Source organism: Nostoc commune NIES-4072 (genome assembly GCF_003113895.1).
GTDB lineage: Bacteria > Cyanobacteriota > Cyanobacteriia > Cyanobacteriales > Nostocaceae > Nostoc > Nostoc commune.
Genome location: NZ_BDUD01000001.1, coordinates 735,863 through 754,105, shown reverse-complemented (window position 1 = coordinate 754,105; position 18,243 = coordinate 735,863). Strand labels below are relative to the sequence as shown.

Genomic DNA, 18,243 nt, shown 5'->3' with positions numbered 1-18,243 from the left:
ATGACCAATGACTAATGACTAAAAAACTATGGTGCCGGAACAACAACAGCGGATTTTGGGTTACTTTATCGAAGAAGCCAGGGATCACCTGAATACCATTGAACAGGGCTTGCTGAATTTAGAGGGTACCCTAAACGACCCGGAAATGATCAGTGAAGTCTTCCGGGCGGCTCACTCCATCAAAGGAGGAGCGGCGATGCTTGGATTGACTAGCATCCAGCATACCTCTCACCGTCTGGAAGATTGTTTTAAAGTTCTCAAAGATAATCCGGTTCAGATTGACCAAAAGTTAGAGTCTTTATTTCTCGGTGTATCTGATACCCTGAAATCACTGTTAGAGCATTTGAGCGGGCCTTATGGTCTTTCTGAAGATGCGGCTAATACTTTGATGTCAGAAACTGAGCCAGTTTTTCAATGGTTATATCAGCATCTGGAACTACTTGTAGAACAAGCAAAAAATGGAGTAGATAGTACAACAGAACGACAAACAACCTCTGTAGAGAATGTCTCCACACTTACAGAAATGTTCCTGCGGCCAGATATTCCCAGTTTGGTAGAAGACACCCATCAGGAATCTCCAGAAATATCTTTGTCGGTAGCGCCTCAAGAGTTGCAAGACAACGCTGTGCGAGACGCTCGCGGACTCGCTAACGCTGCGCTATCGCCAGTCACCGCCAAAGAAAATAATAATTGGAGCGAATTTCAAGCCCAGGTGCTGCAAAGACTGCGGGAAATGTTGCAATTGTTTAAGCAAACAACAACACCTTCAACTCGACAAAACCTTCAGGAATGCTGTTATCAGTTAGTCAAACTTGGTGAGACTTGGAACTTGTCTAAGTGGTGTGGTTTGTGTCAAGCAGCAGCCAGTGCGATCGGCAATCCTGAAAATACTTATCTGACGTTAGCTAAAATTGTCATTACCGAAATCAAGCAAGCTCAAGAATTAGTCCTACAAGGTAGGGAAGCTGAAATTGCAATTAGTCAGCAACTAGAAGCGCTTTTGAACTTTGCAGAAATTGAGTTGCTAGAAGTTACCACAGATTTGGTAAGCGTTCAGTCTGCGCCTGTAACAGAATCATCAACTGCGTCAGAGGCAATTTTATCTGGTAACACAGAGCCGTTAGTCATAACTAACCTAGCTCAGACAAGTGAAGAACTTAATCTAGAAGAGGATACTAGCGATAGCTACGTCAACGTCAAGGGCGATCGCGCTTATGTTCAACAAGGAACACAATTAAACGCTACTATTCACACTAGTCTTGGTTTCACCACACATGACGAAGTACATCCAATCAGTAGCAATCTTGACCACAATGGGCCAGAGGTAGGAATAGCTGAGTTAAATACCCTTGCCGATTTATTTGATGGTAATACTCCCGAACTAGATGAAAGCTGGCATCAAGAAGAAACCTTAGATATTGCTGCCACCGATGATTTTGGGATTGATTTTAACAGCACAGACATTGAGGATGCTAATAGCGATTTATCCGATTTCCTCTCCTTTGATGAAGACACAAGTAATGAGCAGCAACCAACAACCACAGCCACGACAGAAGATTTATCCCTATTATTTGGTGAAAATTTCTTAGAAAAAGAGAATTCAGAATCGCAAAATCAACAAACATCTGCTACGACTTTAGAGTTAAGCGACATTAACATACTTAATATAAATTTAGACTCTTCTTCCCAGGATTTACAAGAATTTATTAATACTTCGAGTGATACAAATCTGCCTCCTGATGTCAACAAAAACGATGTGGTTGAAGATTTATTGACATTGGAGCTATATGATGATATAGAACTATTACCTATAGGCGAAGTAACTCAACCAGAAACTGAGGCGAACGCCTCTGTAGAACTATCTACCAACGAAAACAACAGTTTTGATAACTTATTCTTAGAAACTAAAAATGCAAATTGGGTAGAAGAAATTACCCCTAGTGACTACATAGAATTACCCCAGGAAACAGGCTTGTCTGTAGACAGCCTATTTGCTGAAACTGAAGAACAGTCACTACTGCCTACAAGCGAACCAGAACTCGGTGATTTATTTGATACATCTCCTGTAACAGCACCAGAGTTTTCTCAATCAGAAAGTGATTTGAGCAACTTCTGGAACCAGGAAAGCACAGAGGAACAGGACGAATTCGATTCCTTAATTGAGCAAAATGTGGAAATGGCTTTAGAGGAGAGTTTGTTTGCTGCAACTAATGACATTTTTGCCGACAGTCAGCAGCCAATACCTTCTCCTATAGCCATTTTTGACATAGAAGAAGATTTTGATATCAATTTCCAGCAGCAACAGCTAGATTTGATATTATCATCAGATTCTGGAGATGATTTCTTTGATGAGTTAGAACCGAGTAACTCAACTATTTCCCCTGCAATCAGCGATCGCATACAGCCTTCCGCGCCTGAAACGCCTTTGTTGGCGCAGCATCTAGGGGAAGAAATTATCAAGCGATCGCAACAACCAGAAGCTTTAGATTTTGTTCCAGAATTTACTAATCAGCCACCAGAGATATCTGCTGTTGATCTGGAACTTGATTCATTCAACTCTTTCGATGAAAATCCGCAACCATTGTTTGAGGATGTTGCGACATCCACTTATATTCAGATGGAAGCCACAGATAATACTGTGGATGAACTCTCGGCTATAGAAAATATCAGTTTTGAAGAAAGTTCAGATTTAGAATCACTTCCAGCACAGCCAGATGATTTGTTCGGCTCTTTCGATGAAAATCCACAACTGCTGTTTGAGGATGTTGCGATATCCACTTATATTCAGATGGAAACCACAGATAATACTGTGGATGAACTATCGGCTATAGAAAGTATCAATTTTGAAGAAAGTTCAGATTTAGAATTACTTCCAGCACAGCCAGATGATTTATTTGGCTCTTTCGATGAAAATCCAGAACTGTTGTTTGAAGATGCGGCCACAGACTCCACCTATATTCAGATGGAAACCACAGATAATACTGTGGATGAACTCTCGGCTATAGAAAGTATCAATTTTGAAGAAAGTTCAGATTTAGAATTACTTCCAGCACAGCCAGATGATTTGTTCGGCTCTTTCGATGAAAATTTACAACTGCTGTCTGAAGATGCCGCCACATCCACCTATATTCAGATGGAAACCACAGATAATCCTGTGGATGAACTCTCGGTTATAGAAAATATCAGTTTTGGAGAAACTTCAGATTTAACCCAGACAAGCCCAGAAGTTTTAGGTACTGAGTCGAACAATAACTTAGAAACTGGCTTTGAGTTCCCAGAAAACACAGATGAAGATACAGAGCTGGGTTTAGCAAATGATTTATTGTTTACAGAAACTGCTCTATTAGAAGCAGAAAACCAGGAAGAATTAGGAGAAAGTGCGACAACAATTGATACGCAAACGGTTATTCAGAATGGTGTAGAAACCGATTTGTGGGATCTAGCAGAGACATCTGAACCTGTACCAGTGTCAGAGGACGAAAACGCTATTGTTACCTCAATTGAAGAATTGGTAACGACAGAAAACGTTGAAGCAGTTGCTCCAGAAGATGATTTTGCAGACTTGGAAGCATTACTAGGAGAGGAAGTACCACTTAACCCCAAAGCTAGGGAGATACCAGAAGTAGATTTTGCAGCGCTGGAAGAATTGCTCGGTACAGATAATACCAGCGATACCAACGACGGGCTACGCCAGCGCCAGCCCTTCAACACTCAACCAGTCTTAGCGAAAAATGTCATTCCATCACCATCCATAGATGAATTTGGTGACTTGGAGAAGTTGTTGGCAGAAGCGGATCAAACAATATCCCATTCACCATCAGTAAAATCTAACACCAACAAAACTACCCGTCCCTCTACTCGTCGGGCTGCGAGATTTGAAGAAACGATGAAGGTTCCAGTTAAGCAACTGGACGATATGAGTAATTTAGTTGGGGAATTGGTAGTAAATCGCAATACCTTAGAGCAGGATCATGAACGGCTGCGGCAGTCATTAGATAACTTGCTGATTCAGGTACAACAACTCTCGGATGTGGGCGCAAGAATGCAGGAGTTGTACGAGCGATCGCTACTAGAAGCTTCTCTATTAGCTGGACGCAAACAGAAAGACTCCGGCTTACAAACGTCTGATTCCAATGCCGATAGGGGTTTTAGCGAGTTGGAAATGGATCGTTTTACTCCCTTCCATACCCTGTCCCAGCAGATGATTGAACGCATTGTACGAGTGCGTGAGTCGGCAAGTGACATTGATTTCGTTACCGAAGAAACCGAGCGCGTAGCAAGGCAGTTCCGCCAAGTAACCACCCAGCTACAAGAGGGATTAACAAGAGCGCGAATGGTTCCTTTTGCCCAAACTATTGATCGCTGGCGGCGAGGAGTGCGTGACAATGCCATCAAGTGTGGCAAACAAGTGGAGTTGCTAATTGAAGGTGGCGATACTTTAATTGACAAGATGATTTTGGATCATCTCACCGATCCGTTAACTCACATGCTGAATAATGCGATCGCTCACGGTATTGAAACGCCAGAAGAAAGGCAAGCTGCTGGAAAACCACCCATAGGAATCATTACTATCCGCGCCTTCCATCAAGGTAACCAAACGATCATTTCTGTAGGCGATGATGGTGCAGGCATCGATTCAGCAAAGGTTAAGGCTAAGGCGGTGAAGATTGGCATGATTACAGAAGCGCAGGCTAAAGCCATGTCTCGCCTGGAAGTCTACGATCTGCTGTTCCAGTCTGGTTTTACAATCAAAGACCAAGCAGATGAAATTTCTGGTCGTGGTGTGGGTATGGACGTAGTACGCTCCGAGATTAGCGAAATTCGGGGGACAGTGAACACTGATTCTGCGATCGGTAAGGGAACCACTTTCACCATTCGTCTACCACTGACTCTGAGTATTTGTAAAGCTCTCTGCTGCGTCTCTGATCGAGCCAGAATCGCTTTCCCGATGGACGGTGTAGAAGATACGCTGGATATACCAGTCAAAAATATTCAACACGATGCCAATGGGGAATCATTTATTTCCTGGCGCGATACGGTGCTGCCATTCCGACCCTTGAAGGAACTTTTAACCTTCAATCGCCAAATTAGTCGCGGTAATGTCTACGGCGGCACTAGAGATGACGATATGGTTTCTGTAGTTGTGGTGCGATCGGCAAATACCCTAATTGCTCTACAGATTGACCTAGTGTTGAGCGAACAAGAAATTGTAATTAAGCAGTTTGAAGGGCCGGCGCCTAAACCCATTGGTGTAGCTGGTGCAACAGTCTTGGGTGATGGTCGGATTATGCCCATTGCTGACGTACTAGAAATAATTGACATCTTCCAAGGACGGATTTCTACACAAATTGGTGGCAATTCTTGGCAACAGAAAGGAATTCCTGTAGACACCTCTCCAGCAAAGATTGACCCGACAGTGCTAATCGTCGATGACTCGATTACAGTCCGAGAGTTGCTCTCCCTAACCTTTAATAAGGCAGGTTATCGTGTAGAACAGGCGCGTGATGGACAGGAAGCTTGGGATAAACTCCGCTCTGGTCTGCCTTGCGATATCGTATTTTGCGACATCGAAATGCCTCGTTGCGATGGTCTGGAGTTACTCTCTCGCATTCAGAAAGACTCTAACCTCAACCACTTACCGATCGCCATGCTCACCTCACGAGGTGCAGACAAGCACAGACAAATTGCAGCTCAACTCGGTGCTAGTGGCTACTTTACCAAGCCTTATCTCGAAGAAGCTCTACTTGAAGCTGCAACGCGGATGTTGAAAGGGGAAAAACTTGTTAGCACTACAGGTAATGTTTAGTAAGTAATCAGTAGTAATGCAAAATTATTTACACATCTTATTTGGCTGTGTGCCTTATCCATAGAGCTTACGCACAGGTAACAGAAAATCGTAGAAGACCTTGGCAGTTTTACTGTCAAGGTTTTTTACTTTCGCGCTTCCTTGGTTATAGTTTTCTTTAGGGACTTCCAAATAAAAAAATATACAACTATTTATTGTGGGGTGGGCGTCTCGCCCGCCCATAGTCAAAGGCGGGCAAGATGCCCACCCCACAAGATTGGATAATTTATTTCTTGGAAGTCCCTAAGTTGCGCTCAAACATAATACTCCCTACTCCCAGTCCAAATTACTATCTTTGACTGCAACTCGGTATCAGGGTAAGCGCATCTAATTTTGTAGCTCTTGATACAGACAAAAAGCTTAAAACTCTATCTGAATATCAGTTTTTCATTCAAAATAGGACAAATTGTCGTAAATGATTGAAAAAACATGGGTCAAATAGCTTTTTATGTTTTTTGACCACATAAATACGAAAATGTCAATCCCACCCCTTGGCTCAGTGTAGTAATTTTGAACTTATTTGTGCTTTGGTTGAACCCCAAAACCACCGTGTCAATAGGGTTTGAGATGCGCTAACCCTGAACTCGGTATCAGGTTAATTATTCTGTTCTTGAGGTTGTTTGCGTGCGTTTCCAAACCTCCTTCCTCTTTTTTTAAGTACCCGTCGTAATCTATCTGCGCTCAAGTTGACTTGGCGCTCAGATGCTAGTTTATTTGCTAATTGTTTAGAGTTATAAGTTTGTGACTCTTGAGCTAAACAATTTTCTAGATAAGTCAAGTCTGATTCGGAATATCGGGGTTTTCCTCCTCGACCGGGAGCATCCCAAAGACCTGCTAAACCCATCTTTTCCCAGCGATGAAGGGTTTGACGTACTGTTGAAATCGCCCAGTTCAAGCCTTTAGCAATCTGCTCATTTTTTAAGCCGCGAGTATTCAGTAGTAAAACTTGAGCACGATCCTTAGTACGTTGAGGAACATCTTTAGCTTTTCTTAACTCTTCTAAAGTCAGCTTTTGTTCGTCAGTTAGAAAGACTTTTAATCGGCATCCCATAAACAATAACCTTTTACACAGTCAATTTTTGCGATTTTTTCATGTCTATTCACGCCTGTACACTTAATTACTTACGTATTTAATAGCACGCTGAAAAAGCTAAACTATAAGCATTAAGGATGTCGGCGTTTAAAAGGCTGCTACGTGAGAAGTATTGGCTTGAGAACACTATCAAAGGTTGCAATTTTTCATTGAGAATGGATTTTTATAAAAAGTTAGGTACATCATAAATGACACCATTAACCTGCATAGGTAAATTTATTAGATAGCTAAAAGCTGTAGCTTTCAGTTATGACAATAAGAACTTATTGGTGTTGTCCTAATTAATGTTTAAAGTCCATGATAAAGGACTGTATCATTAAATTTATTAGATCATTCGTATGGTTAGAGAGATTTATCGAAACTTTAAAATTGATTTTTACCCTAGCTTGCATTTGAATGCTCAAGAAAAGGTATACAAGCCTAGTTTCTCTCATATTCGTCTCTGGATATTTGTCTTGCTTATCTCCATAAAAATATTTGTTTTGTCCTCTTTACATAAAGTTTATATTTTCCATGAAGATATTTTAGTTGAGAAAAAAATCTTTGCAATATCCATTATAAAAAACAATGCTGACAGATTATTCGATGCGGAGTGAAAACAGAACTTATCTTGCCTTTCCTACTTTTCCTACCTTTCCTACCTTTCCTACCTTTCCTACTTTTCCTACTTTTCCTAATTAATAATAGAGGGTTTTAAAAAAAAGAATTTTTGACTATCAACATCTAAATCTATTCTTTTAATACCTCGATTTTGCAACATATAAATATTTTATAGCATAATTAAAAAATATACTTGTGAACCCTGTTATTTCCTTAGTATTCATCCGTCATCTCAAAAAAAGGTTACAATAAAAGTTCTGAGTAGGTTTTTCTGATTTATTAATATAATAAAGACGAATATTCTTGAATGAGGATAAAATCAAATAAATAGCAAAATAAAATACTCAGTAAAATCTGAAGAATAAATTAATAATTAGTATATTTTTCAAGTCATAATTTTTTCTAAAAAACAGCAATAATTGATACAAGTTAAATTTTTCAAAAACTGATATTAATTACAACTTAAACAAAAAATAATAGAGACAATGGAGGCAGAAGAAAAACCTGTTAATTTGCGCTCGGAGACGAATAATGGTAGCGATGTCTACGACCGGCAATGCCCACGCAGAGAACGTTCAGCATCGGTTAACTATACAAACTGTAGAAATTGCCCCTAACACAACAGCGATTCGCTCTCTTGATTGGGATCGCGATCGCTTCGATATCGAATTCGGACTGCAAAACGGCACAACCTACAATTCATATCTAATTAGGGGTGAACAAACAGTTTTGATCGATACTTCTCACCAGAAGTTTCGCGATCTGTATTTAGAGACTCTAAAAGGTCTTGTTAACCCCAAAACAATTGATTACATAATTGTCAGCCACACAGAGCCAGACCATAGCGGCTTGGTGGAAGATGTTCTTCAGTTAGCTCCTAGAGCTACCGTTTTAGCATCAAAAGTTGCGCTTCAGTTTTTGGAAGGCTTAGTACACGATCCATTTTCTAAGCGAGTTGTCAAAACCGGCGATCGCATAGATATCGGCAAAGGACACGAAATGGAATTCGTGAGTGCGCCTAACCTGCACTGGCCAGATACAATTTTTAGCTTTGACCGCAAAACCCAAATTCTCTACACCTGCGATGCTTTTGGGATGCATTTTTGTGACGATCGCACCTTCGATGAAGATTTAGAAGCGATCGAAGCTGACTTTAGATTTTACTACGACTGCTTGATGGGCCCTAACGCTCGTTCATTGCTGAATGCGATGAAGCGGATGGGCGATCTTGGGAAGATTAATATTATCGCCAACGGTCACGGGCCGTTATTATACCACCATTTAGATGTTCTAACTGGGTGCTACGAAAATTGGAGTCAAAGACAAGCTAAAGCAGAAACCACCGTCGGCTTGTTTTTTGTCTCAGATTACGGGCATGGCGAACGCCTTGGTCACGCAATTGCCGAAGGTATACTGAAAACTGGCATTGGGGTAGAAGTACTGGATCTGAGTACTGCTGAGAGCCAAGAAATTCAAGAACTAGCCGGGAGAGCAGCTGGCATCATTATTGGTATGCCCCCGACTACTTCTGCTGCCGCCCAAGCTGGTATCAGTTCGGTGCTAGCTGTCGCCAAGAACAAGCAATTGATTGGGCTGTTTGAATGTTACGGTGGGGATGATGAACCCATTGATACACTCCGCAGACAATTTCTTGACTCTGGCATCAAAGAAGCTTTCCCACCGATTCGGATTAAAGAAGTTCCCAGCGCATCTACATTCCAGTTGTGTGAAGAAGCGGGTAAAGACATCGGACAATTGCTGGTGCGCGATCGCAACATCAAGCAAATCAAGTCCCTCGATGTCAACATGGAAAAGGCATTGGGTCGGATTAGCAGTGGACTGTATATAGTCACTACTAAAAAAGATAATGTCTCAAGTGCAATGCTGGCATCCTGGGTAACACAAGCGAGTTTGCAACCCTTAGGATTGACAATTGCCGTTGCCAAAGACCGCGCCATTGATTCCTTAATGCAAATAGGCGATCGCTTCGTCCTCAACGTTTTGGAAGAAGGCAATTATCAAGAACTCAAAAAACACTTCCTCAAGCGCTTGCATCCTGGTGCTGATCGCTTTGCTGGGGTAAAAACTCAAACCGCGAAAAACGGTTCCCCAATTCTAACTGATGCTCTGGCATACATGGAATGTGAAATACAGAGCAGCATGGAATGCAGCGACCACTGGATTTTATACTGCACCGTCCAAGAAGGTCGTGTCTCCAAAAACGATGGATTGACAGCTGTTCGCCATCGCAAAGTAGGTAATTACTACTAAAGATTGGGCATGGGGTATGGGGCATGGGGCATGGGGCATGGGGCATGGGGCATGGGTTATTTTCCCTGTCTCGCTCATCCCCCAATACGCTTGGGTTAAGGAAATTTATCTGTTAAGGCAGGCAGGGGGGGCAGGGGAAGCTGGCGTTGCAGGGGGAGAAAAAAAAGCTTAACTGAACAGTATTGGCTCATCCCCCTCATCTCCCTTATCTCCCTTATCTCCCTCAATGCCCAATGCCCAATGCCCAATTCCCAATGCCCAATGCCCAATTCCCAATTCCCAATGCCCAATTCCCAATTCCCCAAATTTAAACAGCTATGACCAATTCCAAGCCACGCGACGTCCAAGTTTTACCAATTGCTACAAATACTAAGGCGATTAGAGCACGTAGTTGGTCACGTCTGCGGTTTGAAATTGAATACGCACTTGAAAGAGGTACTACCTCCAATTGCTATTTAATTGAAGCTGATAAAACCGCACTTCTTGATCCACCGCCAGAAAGCTTTACCGAAATTTATTTAGAGGCATTGCGGCAGACTTTAGATTTGCAAAGTTTAGATTATGTAATCCTGGGTCATTTTAGTCCCAATCGGGTTGCAACTCTCAAAGCAATTTTAGAACTCGCACCACAAGTAACTTTTGTCTGTTCTCTTCCTGGTGCGAACAATTTGCGTGCTGCTTTCCTAGATCAGGATTTGAAAGTCTTGGTGATGCGGGGGAAAGAAACTCTAGATTTAGGCAAGGGTCATGTTTTAAAATTCTTACCCACTCCGAGTCCACGTTGGCCAGAGGGACTTTGTACTTACGATCAGCAAACCCAAATTCTCTACACCGATAAGTTATTTGCAACTCATCTCTGTGGTGATGAAGCGTTTGATGATAACTGGGAAGCACTTAAAGAAGACCAACGTTACTACTTTAACTGCCTGATGGCTCCCCAAATTCCTCATGTGCAAGCAGCTTTGGAGAAAATCTCAGATTTGCAGGTGAGAATGTATGCTGTGGGTCACGGGCCTTTGGTACGCACCGGCTTAATTGAACTTACCAAAGCTTATGGAGAGTGGAGCCGTTCTCACAACGATCGCGAGATTTCTGTTGCCTTACTTTACGCTTCAGCTTACGGGAATACGGCGACTTTAGCACAAGCGATCGCTCTGGGATTAACTAAAGGTGGAGTCGCAGTCAAATCGATTAACTGCGAATTTGCTACCCCTGATGAAATTCGCATCAACCTAGCACAGTCAGAGGGTTTTATCATTGGTTCTCCTACCATCGGTGGTCATGCGCCAACCCCCATTCATACTGCTTTAGGGATTGTGCTATCAAGCGGTGACAACAGCAAACTCGCTGGGGTTTTTGGTTCCTACGGCTGGAGTGGCGAAGCCTTTGACTTAATTGAAGGTAAACTCCGGGATGCTGGATATCGCTTTGGTTTTGACACACTGAAGGTGAAGTTTAAACCTGATGATGTCACTCTCAAGTTTTGTGAAGAACTAGGTACAGACTTTGCCCAAGCATTGAAAAAGGCTAAAAAGGTACGCGTACCACAACAAGCCGCTACTCCAGTGGAACAGGCTGTTGGTCGGATTGTTGGTTCTGTCTGCGTGGTGACAGCGAAACTTGGAGAAGTGTCTACCGCAATGTTAGGCGCTTGGGTTTCTCAAGCCACCTTCAACCCACCTGGACTAACTGTTGCGATCGCCAAAGACCGAGCGATTGAATCTTTGATGTATCCAGGCGGTAAGTTTGCCTTAAATATTCTACCTGAAGGCAATCATCAAGATTACATGAAGCATTTCCGTAAATCTTTTGCGCCTGGGGAAAACCGATTTGCCAACTTTAGTACAGCAGTTGCAGATAACGGTTGTACCGTCCTCACCGATGCAATAGCATATTTGGAATGCTCAGTCAACCAACGTATGGAATGTGGCGACCATTGGGTTGTGTATGCAACTGTGGATGAAGGTAAATTACTCAAGCCAGATGCTGTGACTGCCATTAACCATCGCAAAACCGGCACTCATTATTAAACCAATTCGCAATTCGCAATGACGCTCGTTCCTCGCTAACGCTGCGCTAACGCAATTCGCAATTACGTTTTGTGACGGGGATTTAGACCCCGACACAAAACGTGCTGCCTATCTTGCTGGGGACTTAAACCCCCAAAGTTCGTTAAATAATGAGAAATTTAACTTAGGGGGAGCGCTTTAGCTTAAATATAGGCAAAGCAAAGCGTTTTATAACAAAAATTCTCTTTCTTATTGTGGGATGGACAAGATGTCCATCTCATTTTTTTGTCAAAATGCAGAGTTCAACTAAAATTCTTTTAGTTATTGATTAAGTACAGCATTTCATTAATTCATAGCAAATTAAATTTGGCAAGACCCTGCAATGCCAATGCATCGACTGACAATGCCAATGCATCGACTAACAATGCCAATGCATCGACTAACAATGCCAATACATCGACTGACAATGCCAATGTATCGCCTGACAATGCCAATGTATCGCCTGACAATGCCAATGTATCGACTGACAATGCCAATGTATCGACTGACAATGCCAATGTATCGACTGACAATGCCAATGCGCTCCCTTGCAATAAAAACGCTACGATTTTACGCAAAGCTGTACTAAGCTATCTACCTTTAGACAGATATTGGAAGTTTTAAGTTTTAGATTACACACGATATACTTTTATATTACAAAACCATCTATTGTTTTAAAAGGATGTTTTAAAAGGACTCCGAGAATATTCTGGTAGATTTCTGAAATGAGCAACCACTGGCTACGAAATGTATAGAGTGCGATCGCTCTAAGCAGATGACAGAACTGCTGTTGCTGGTGTATTGCCTAGCTTACGTCCAAGAGTAGGAGCATCATACCCTGTGGTGAAATTATCAACGACCGAACGCCAGAGTTATCAAGGAGTCAAAATCAAGTGAATCCTAATGACAGCAACATTAACAAACCATCTCTAGAAATCAACGCTTCTCGCCAGTTTACTGCTTGGCTGTATGAGCAAAACCTGAGTTTGTCCTTCACCACCTATCAAGCGGGAAAGTTATTCTTTATCGGCTTGCAACCAAACGGCAAATTATCTGTATTTGAACGTAGCTTTGAGCGATGCATGGGGTTGTATGCCAATGGCAACAGCCTCTACATGAGTTCCTTGTATCAACTGTGGCGATTTGAAAACATCATCCAACCTGGACAAAACCACCAAGGCTATGATGCTCTTTATTTGCCCCAGATGAGTTATGTGACAGGAGATTTAGATATTCACGACATCGCTTTGAGTACAGAAAAAAAAGATTTAGAATCACAAAAATTAGTATTTGTCAATACCTTATTTAGTTGTTTGGCAACAGTCAGCGAAACCCACAGTTTCGTTCCTCTGTGGCAACCAACCTTTATCAGCAAGCTAGCGGCAGAAGATAGATGTCACCTGAATGGGTTGGCAATGCAGCAAGGAAAACCTAAATATGTTACTGCCGTCAGCCAGTCAGATGTAGCAGAAGGCTGGCGGGAGCATCGCGCAAACGGTGGCTGTGTCATTGACGTAGAAAGCAATGAAATTGTATTGCAGGGGTTGTCTATGCCCCACTCCCCACGCTGGCATCAAGAAAAACTCTGGCTGCTCAACTCAGGCGCGGGAGAGTTTGGCTTTGTCGATTTAAAGCGGGGAGTGTTTGAGCCAGTGGCTTTCTGTCCGGGATATCTGCGCGGTTGTACATTTCATGGCGACTTTGCAGTAGTGGGAATTTCGCAACCCAGGCATAACAAGACTTTTAGCGGCTTGCCCCTAGACGATAAATTGCAACAAAAAAACGTTGAGCCTCGCTGTGGGTTACTAGTGATTGACCTGAGAAGCGGCGATATTGTCCATTCCTTGCGAATGGAGGGAGTAGTTTTGGAATTGTACGACGTAGTAGCACTTTTGGGGGTACGTCGTCCAATGGCGATCGGGTTTCGCAGCGACGAAATTCGCCGGGTAGTGACGGTAGGATCGGATCAAAATTTCTAATTTAGAAGGATCAGCAATAATGGCACCTAATCCAGCAGTTTTCAACCTTTCTGACCTTAATGGTAACAATGGTTTTGCGATCGTTGGGTCTTTCGTGGGCATCTCCAATAGCAGTGCCGGAGACTTCAACGGCGACGGCATGGAAGACCTGATTATCGGGGCAAGTAAAGACAACGGCGGTGCTGCCAAATACAACGTAGTATTTGGCAGTAGCAGTGGCTTTGGAGCTAGCTTCAACCTATCTGACATTAACGGTAACAACGGCTTTGTAATTAACGGCATTGATAAAATTGACTTCTCAGGCTCCACCGTCAGCAGTGCCGGAGACATCAACGGTGACGGCATCGACGACCTAATTATCGGAGCACCAAATGCCGACCCCAACGGCAAATTCGCTGTTGGAGAGAGCTACGTCGTGTTTGGCAACAGCAGCGGCTTTGGAGCTAGCCTCAACCTCTCCGACCTCAACGGCAGCAACGGCTTTGTGATTAACGGCATTGATACAAATGACCGATTAGGCTCCAGCGTCAGCAGTGCCGGAGACTTCAACGGCGACGGCATCGACGACTTAATTATCGGAGCATTAGGTGCCAGCCCCAACAGCAAGTACTCTGCTGGGGAGAGCTACGTGGTGTTTGGCAAGAGCAGCGCCTTTGGAGCTAGCCTCAATCTCTCCGACCTCAACGGCAGCAACGGCTTTGTGATTAACGGCATTAATACAAATGACTTCTCAGGCAGGTCTATCAGCAGTGCCGGAGACTTCAACGGTGACGGCATCGACGACCTAATTATTGGAGCAGCAGATGCCGGCCGTTACGACAAATTCAAGGCTGGAGAGAGCTACGTGGTGTTTGGCAAGAGCAGCGCCTTTGGAGCTAGCCTTAATCTCTCCGACCTCAACGGTAGCAACGGCTTTGTGATTAACGGCATTGATCTGTTTGACAACTCAGGCACGTCTGTCAGCAGTGCCGGCGACTTCAACGGCGACGGCTTCGACGACCTAATTATCGGAGCACCAGATGCCGACCCCTACCGCAATTTTGCTGCTGGAGAGAGCTACGTGGTGTTTGGCAGCAGCAATGGCTTTGGAGGTAGCCTCAACCTCTCCGACCTCAACGGCAGTAACGGCTTTGTGATTAACGGCATTTATGAGGATGACAACTCAGGCAAGTCTATCAGCAGTGCCGGAGACTTCAACGGCGACGGCTTCGACGACCTGATTATCGGGGCACCTTTTGCCGATGCCAACGGCAAATACAACGCTGGAAACAGCTACGTGGTGTTTGGCAGCAGCAATGGCTTTGGAGGTAGTCTCAACCTCTCCGACCTCAACAGCAGCAACGGCTTGGTGATTAACGGCATTGATGTAAATGACCGTTCAGGCTACTCCGTCAGCAGTGCAGGGGACATCAACCACGATGGCTTTGACGACCTGAGTGTCGGGGCAAGTTTTGACTCACGCGTCCAACCTTCTAAGGAGAGATACTTCATTTTTGGCTTTGCGACGACTACAGCTACTAATCAATTTCCAGTAGCAGTCACCGACACGGCTACCACTAACGAAGCCACTGCCGTTAACATTTCGGTCTTAGCCAATGACACCGGCCCGGATAGCAACCCCTTAAGGGTAACAAAGGTCAACGGTAGTAGTGTAACTGTTGGCATTCCTATTACCTTGAGTTCCGGTGCTTTACTGACTCTCAATGCTGATGGCACTTTTACTTACAACCCTAACGCTCAATTTGAAAGTTTGGGTGTAGGTGAAACCGATAGCGATCGCTTTACTTACACAATCAGCGATCGCAGCTTTACCAGTACAGCTAGCGTCAACCTGACCATCAACGGCGTGAATGATGCACCCGCCTTAATTTCTGCTTTCAACCTCTCTGACCTCAATGGCAGCAATGGCTTCCTGCTCAAAAACATTATTAATCAATTTCCTGCATATGACCGCTTAGGCTCCTCCGTTAGCAATGCCGGAGACATCAACGGTGACGGCTTCGACGACCTGATTATCGGAGCACAAGATGCCTCCGATAACGATGACAAGTTTCGTGCTGGGCAGAGCTACGTAGTGTTTGGCAGCAGCAGTGGCTTTAGCGCTAGCTTTGATTTCTCATCTCTGGACGGCAGCAACGGCTTTGTGATCAACGGCACTGATAGAGGTGACTACTCAGGCTACTCTGTGAGCAATGCGGGGGACATCAACGGTGACGGCTTCGATGACTTGATTATCGGGGCACCTGGTGCCGACCCCAATGGCAAATTCTCTGCTGGGAAGAGCTACGTTGTGTTTGGCAAGAGCAGTGGCTTTGGAGCTAGCCTCAACCTCTTATCCCTAGACGGCAGCAATGGCTTTGTAATCAACGGCATTGATGAAAGTGACTTCTCAGGCTGGTCTGTCAGCAATGCGGGAGACATCAACGGTGACGGCTTCGACGACCTGATTATCGGGGCATTTGGTGCCGAACCCAACGGTAAAGAACGTGCTGGGGAGAGCTACGTTGTGTTTGGCAAGAGCAATGGCTTTGGAGCTAGCCTCAATCTCTCATCCCTAGACGGCAGCAATGGCTTTGTAATCAACGGCACTGATGCAGGTGACGTCTCAGGCAACTCCGTTAGCAATGCGGGGGACATCAACGGTGACGGCTTCAATGACCTGATTATCGGGGCACCTGGTGCCGACCCCAACGGTAAAGAACGTGCTGGGGAGAGCTACGTTGTGTTTGGCAAGAGCAGTGGCTTTGGAGCTAGCCTCAATCTCTCATCCCTAGACGGCAGCAATGGCTTCGTGATCAACGGCATTAATCGATATGACTCTTTAGGCTCCTCTGTCAGCAGTGCCGGAGACTTTAACGGTGATGGCATTGATGACCTAATTATCGGGGCATCCGGTTCTGCCTACATAGATGAGATCGACACTGGCCCTTCTGCGAATATCTACGTAGTATTTGGCAAGAGCAGTGGCTTTGGTTCGGTTCTTAACCTTTCGTCCTTAGACGGTAGTAACGGCTTCGCTATCAATGGGAATGGCGTAGGCATCTCAGTTAGCAGTGCTGGAGACATCAACGGTGACGGCTTCGACGACGTGATTATTGGAGCACTAGAAGCCTCCGGCACTGGGGAAAGCTACGTAGTGTTTGGCAGCAGCAGTGGCTTTGGAGCTAGTTTTGACCTCTCGTCTCTGGATGGCAGCAACGGCTTTGTGATCAACGGCATTAATGTAGGTGACTTTTCAGGGCGCTCCGTTAGCAATGCCGGAGACTTCAACGGTGATGGCTCCGATGACCTGATTATTGGGGCAGCACAAAAGGGAGGAGGCATCTACGGCCCATTTAAAAACGGAGAAAGCTACCTCATCTACGGCTTTGCGAAGACAGCTAGCACCCAAGAAGATACCGCCGTTAAAATTCTTGCCAGCACCATTCTCAGGGGATATTCAGACATCGATGGCGATACCCTAAATATCAGTGGCTTCACTAACCCTGCCAACGGCATACTCATCTTCAACAACAATGCTACTGTTGGCAATGCCAGCGATGACTACTTCATCTACACTCCCAACGCCAACTACAACGGCGCTGACAGTTTTAGCTACACTGTCAGTGACGGCAATGGCGGCACAATTGCTGGTGTTTTTAACTTAAATGTCAAACCAGTTAATGACGCACCTGTTGCAGTCAATGATACTGTTACGGCTGCCAAAAATACTGCTGTAAGCATTCAAGCTAATACTTTGCTGGCTAATGATATTGACATCGATAGCAGCAGTTTCAGTATTACTGGTGTCAGTGGTGCAAGCAATGGTACTGCCGTGCTAAAAAATAACGGCACTCCTAACAACTCAGCAGATGACTTTATTGTGTTTACCCCAAATTGCGGGTTTAGTGGTGCGGCTAGCTTTAACTACACCATCACTGATGGCCAACTCACCAGCACTGCTAAAGTTACTATCCAAGTAGGCGATCGCCTTTTTGGTGGCAACGGTAATGATATCCTCCACGGCACTCCTGGTAATGACTACCTTAATGGCGGCAATGGTAATGACCTCTTGTGCGGTGGTCTTGGTAGCGATATCCTCACGGGTGGTAATGGCAAGGATAAATTTGTTTTCGCTGTTGGAAAAGGTACTGATATTATTACCGACTTCTGCAAAGGCAACGATTTGATTGGCTTGTCTGATGGTCTGACCTTCAATCAACTAAGTTTCGTTGGTAACAATATTATAGTGACTGCTACTGATGAAATCTTGGCAACGCTAACTGGCATTAGTAGCACAACACTCACTACCGATAATTTCACTATTCTCTAATATTAATGAGAGCAAAGTCTTGCTCTCATTAAAAACCAATAATTACTATAGAACCAATCTTATGATCAAATTGACTATAAATTCACAGTTATTAA

General features: G+C 44.1%; 9 protein-coding genes. 6 read left to right on the top strand and 3 right to left on the bottom strand.

What is annotated here, in order from left to right; translation table 11 throughout:
- The first annotated feature begins 28 nt into the window (after positions 1-28).
- Positions 29-5,806: a response regulator gene (locus CDC33_RS03260; RefSeq protein WP_109007275.1), complete on the top strand. Its 5,778-nt coding sequence runs from the start codon at positions 29-31 to the stop codon at positions 5,804-5,806.
- A gap of 634 nt (positions 5,807-6,440) precedes the next feature.
- On the opposite strand, the gene CDC33_RS03255 is transcribed toward CDC33_RS03260, so the two are convergent.
- Entirely contained in the window at positions 6,441-6,896 is a 456-nt protein-coding gene (locus tag CDC33_RS03255) for a helix-turn-helix domain-containing protein (RefSeq protein ID WP_109007274.1), read from the bottom strand.
- 1,173 nt (positions 6,897-8,069) lie between these two features.
- Here CDC33_RS03255 and CDC33_RS03245 point away from each other — a divergent pair.
- Positions 8,070-9,809 (top strand): diflavin flavoprotein, encoded by a 1,740-nt coding sequence (locus CDC33_RS03245; RefSeq protein ID WP_109007272.1) that lies wholly within the window; start codon positions 8,070-8,072, stop codon positions 9,807-9,809.
- A gap of 16 nt (positions 9,810-9,825) precedes the next feature.
- Positions 9,826-9,981 carry a hypothetical protein gene (locus CDC33_RS38270; protein ID WP_181374251.1) on the top strand — a complete coding sequence of 52 codons (156 nt, stop codon included), beginning with the start codon at positions 9,826-9,828 and terminating at the stop codon, positions 9,979-9,981.
- On the opposite strand, the gene CDC33_RS41120 is transcribed toward CDC33_RS38270, so the two are convergent.
- A complete protein-coding gene (locus CDC33_RS41120; protein WP_280524391.1) occupies positions 9,978-10,106 on the bottom strand; it encodes a hypothetical protein in 129 nt (42 codons plus the stop codon). The two genes, CDC33_RS38270 and CDC33_RS41120, sit on opposite strands and share 4 nt — an antisense overlap.
- A gap of 20 nt (positions 10,107-10,126) precedes the next feature.
- Between CDC33_RS41120 and CDC33_RS03240 the strand changes: the two genes are divergently transcribed.
- Complete coding sequence (locus CDC33_RS03240) at positions 10,127-11,839, top strand: diflavin flavoprotein (RefSeq protein WP_109007271.1); 1,713 nt, start codon at positions 10,127-10,129, stop codon at positions 11,837-11,839.
- A 329-nt stretch (positions 11,840-12,168) separates the two neighbouring features.
- Here CDC33_RS03240 and CDC33_RS03235 read toward each other — a convergent pair whose 3' ends face one another.
- A complete protein-coding gene (locus CDC33_RS03235) occupies positions 12,169-12,390 on the bottom strand; it encodes a hypothetical protein (RefSeq protein WP_244919124.1) in 222 nt (73 codons plus the stop codon).
- A gap of 360 nt (positions 12,391-12,750) precedes the next feature.
- Here CDC33_RS03235 and CDC33_RS03230 point away from each other — a divergent pair, with 360 nt between their 5' ends.
- Together CDC33_RS03230 and CDC33_RS03225 are read left to right on the top strand one after the other, a co-directional pair.
- Complete coding sequence (locus CDC33_RS03230) at positions 12,751-13,836, top strand: TIGR03032 family protein (RefSeq protein WP_244919123.1); 1,086 nt, start codon at positions 12,751-12,753, stop codon at positions 13,834-13,836.
- Positions 13,837-13,855: 19 nt separating this feature from the next.
- Positions 13,856-18,148 carry a beta strand repeat-containing protein gene (locus CDC33_RS03225; RefSeq protein ID WP_109007270.1) on the top strand — a complete coding sequence of 1,431 codons (4,293 nt, stop codon included), beginning with the start codon at positions 13,856-13,858 and terminating at the stop codon, positions 18,146-18,148.
- Positions 18,149-18,243: the final 95 nt, after the last annotated feature.

Excerpts from the sequence above, each read along its gene's own strand:
- CDC33_RS03240 (WP_109007271.1), top strand. The coding sequence starts at position 10,127 with ATGACCAATTCCAAGCCACGCGACGTCCAAGTTTTACCAATTGCTACA.
- CDC33_RS03255 (WP_109007274.1), bottom strand. The coding sequence starts at position 6,896 with ATGGGATGCCGATTAAAAGTCTTTCTAACTGACGAACAAAAGCTGACT.
- CDC33_RS38270 (WP_181374251.1), top strand. The coding sequence starts at position 9,826 with ATGGGGCATGGGGCATGGGGCATGGGGCATGGGGCATGGGTTATTTTC.
- CDC33_RS03260 (WP_109007275.1), top strand. The coding sequence starts at position 29 with ATGGTGCCGGAACAACAACAGCGGATTTTGGGTTACTTTATCGAAGAA.
- CDC33_RS03225 (WP_109007270.1), top strand. The coding sequence starts at position 13,856 with ATGGCACCTAATCCAGCAGTTTTCAACCTTTCTGACCTTAATGGTAAC.
- CDC33_RS03245 (WP_109007272.1), top strand. The coding sequence starts at position 8,070 with ATGGTAGCGATGTCTACGACCGGCAATGCCCACGCAGAGAACGTTCAG.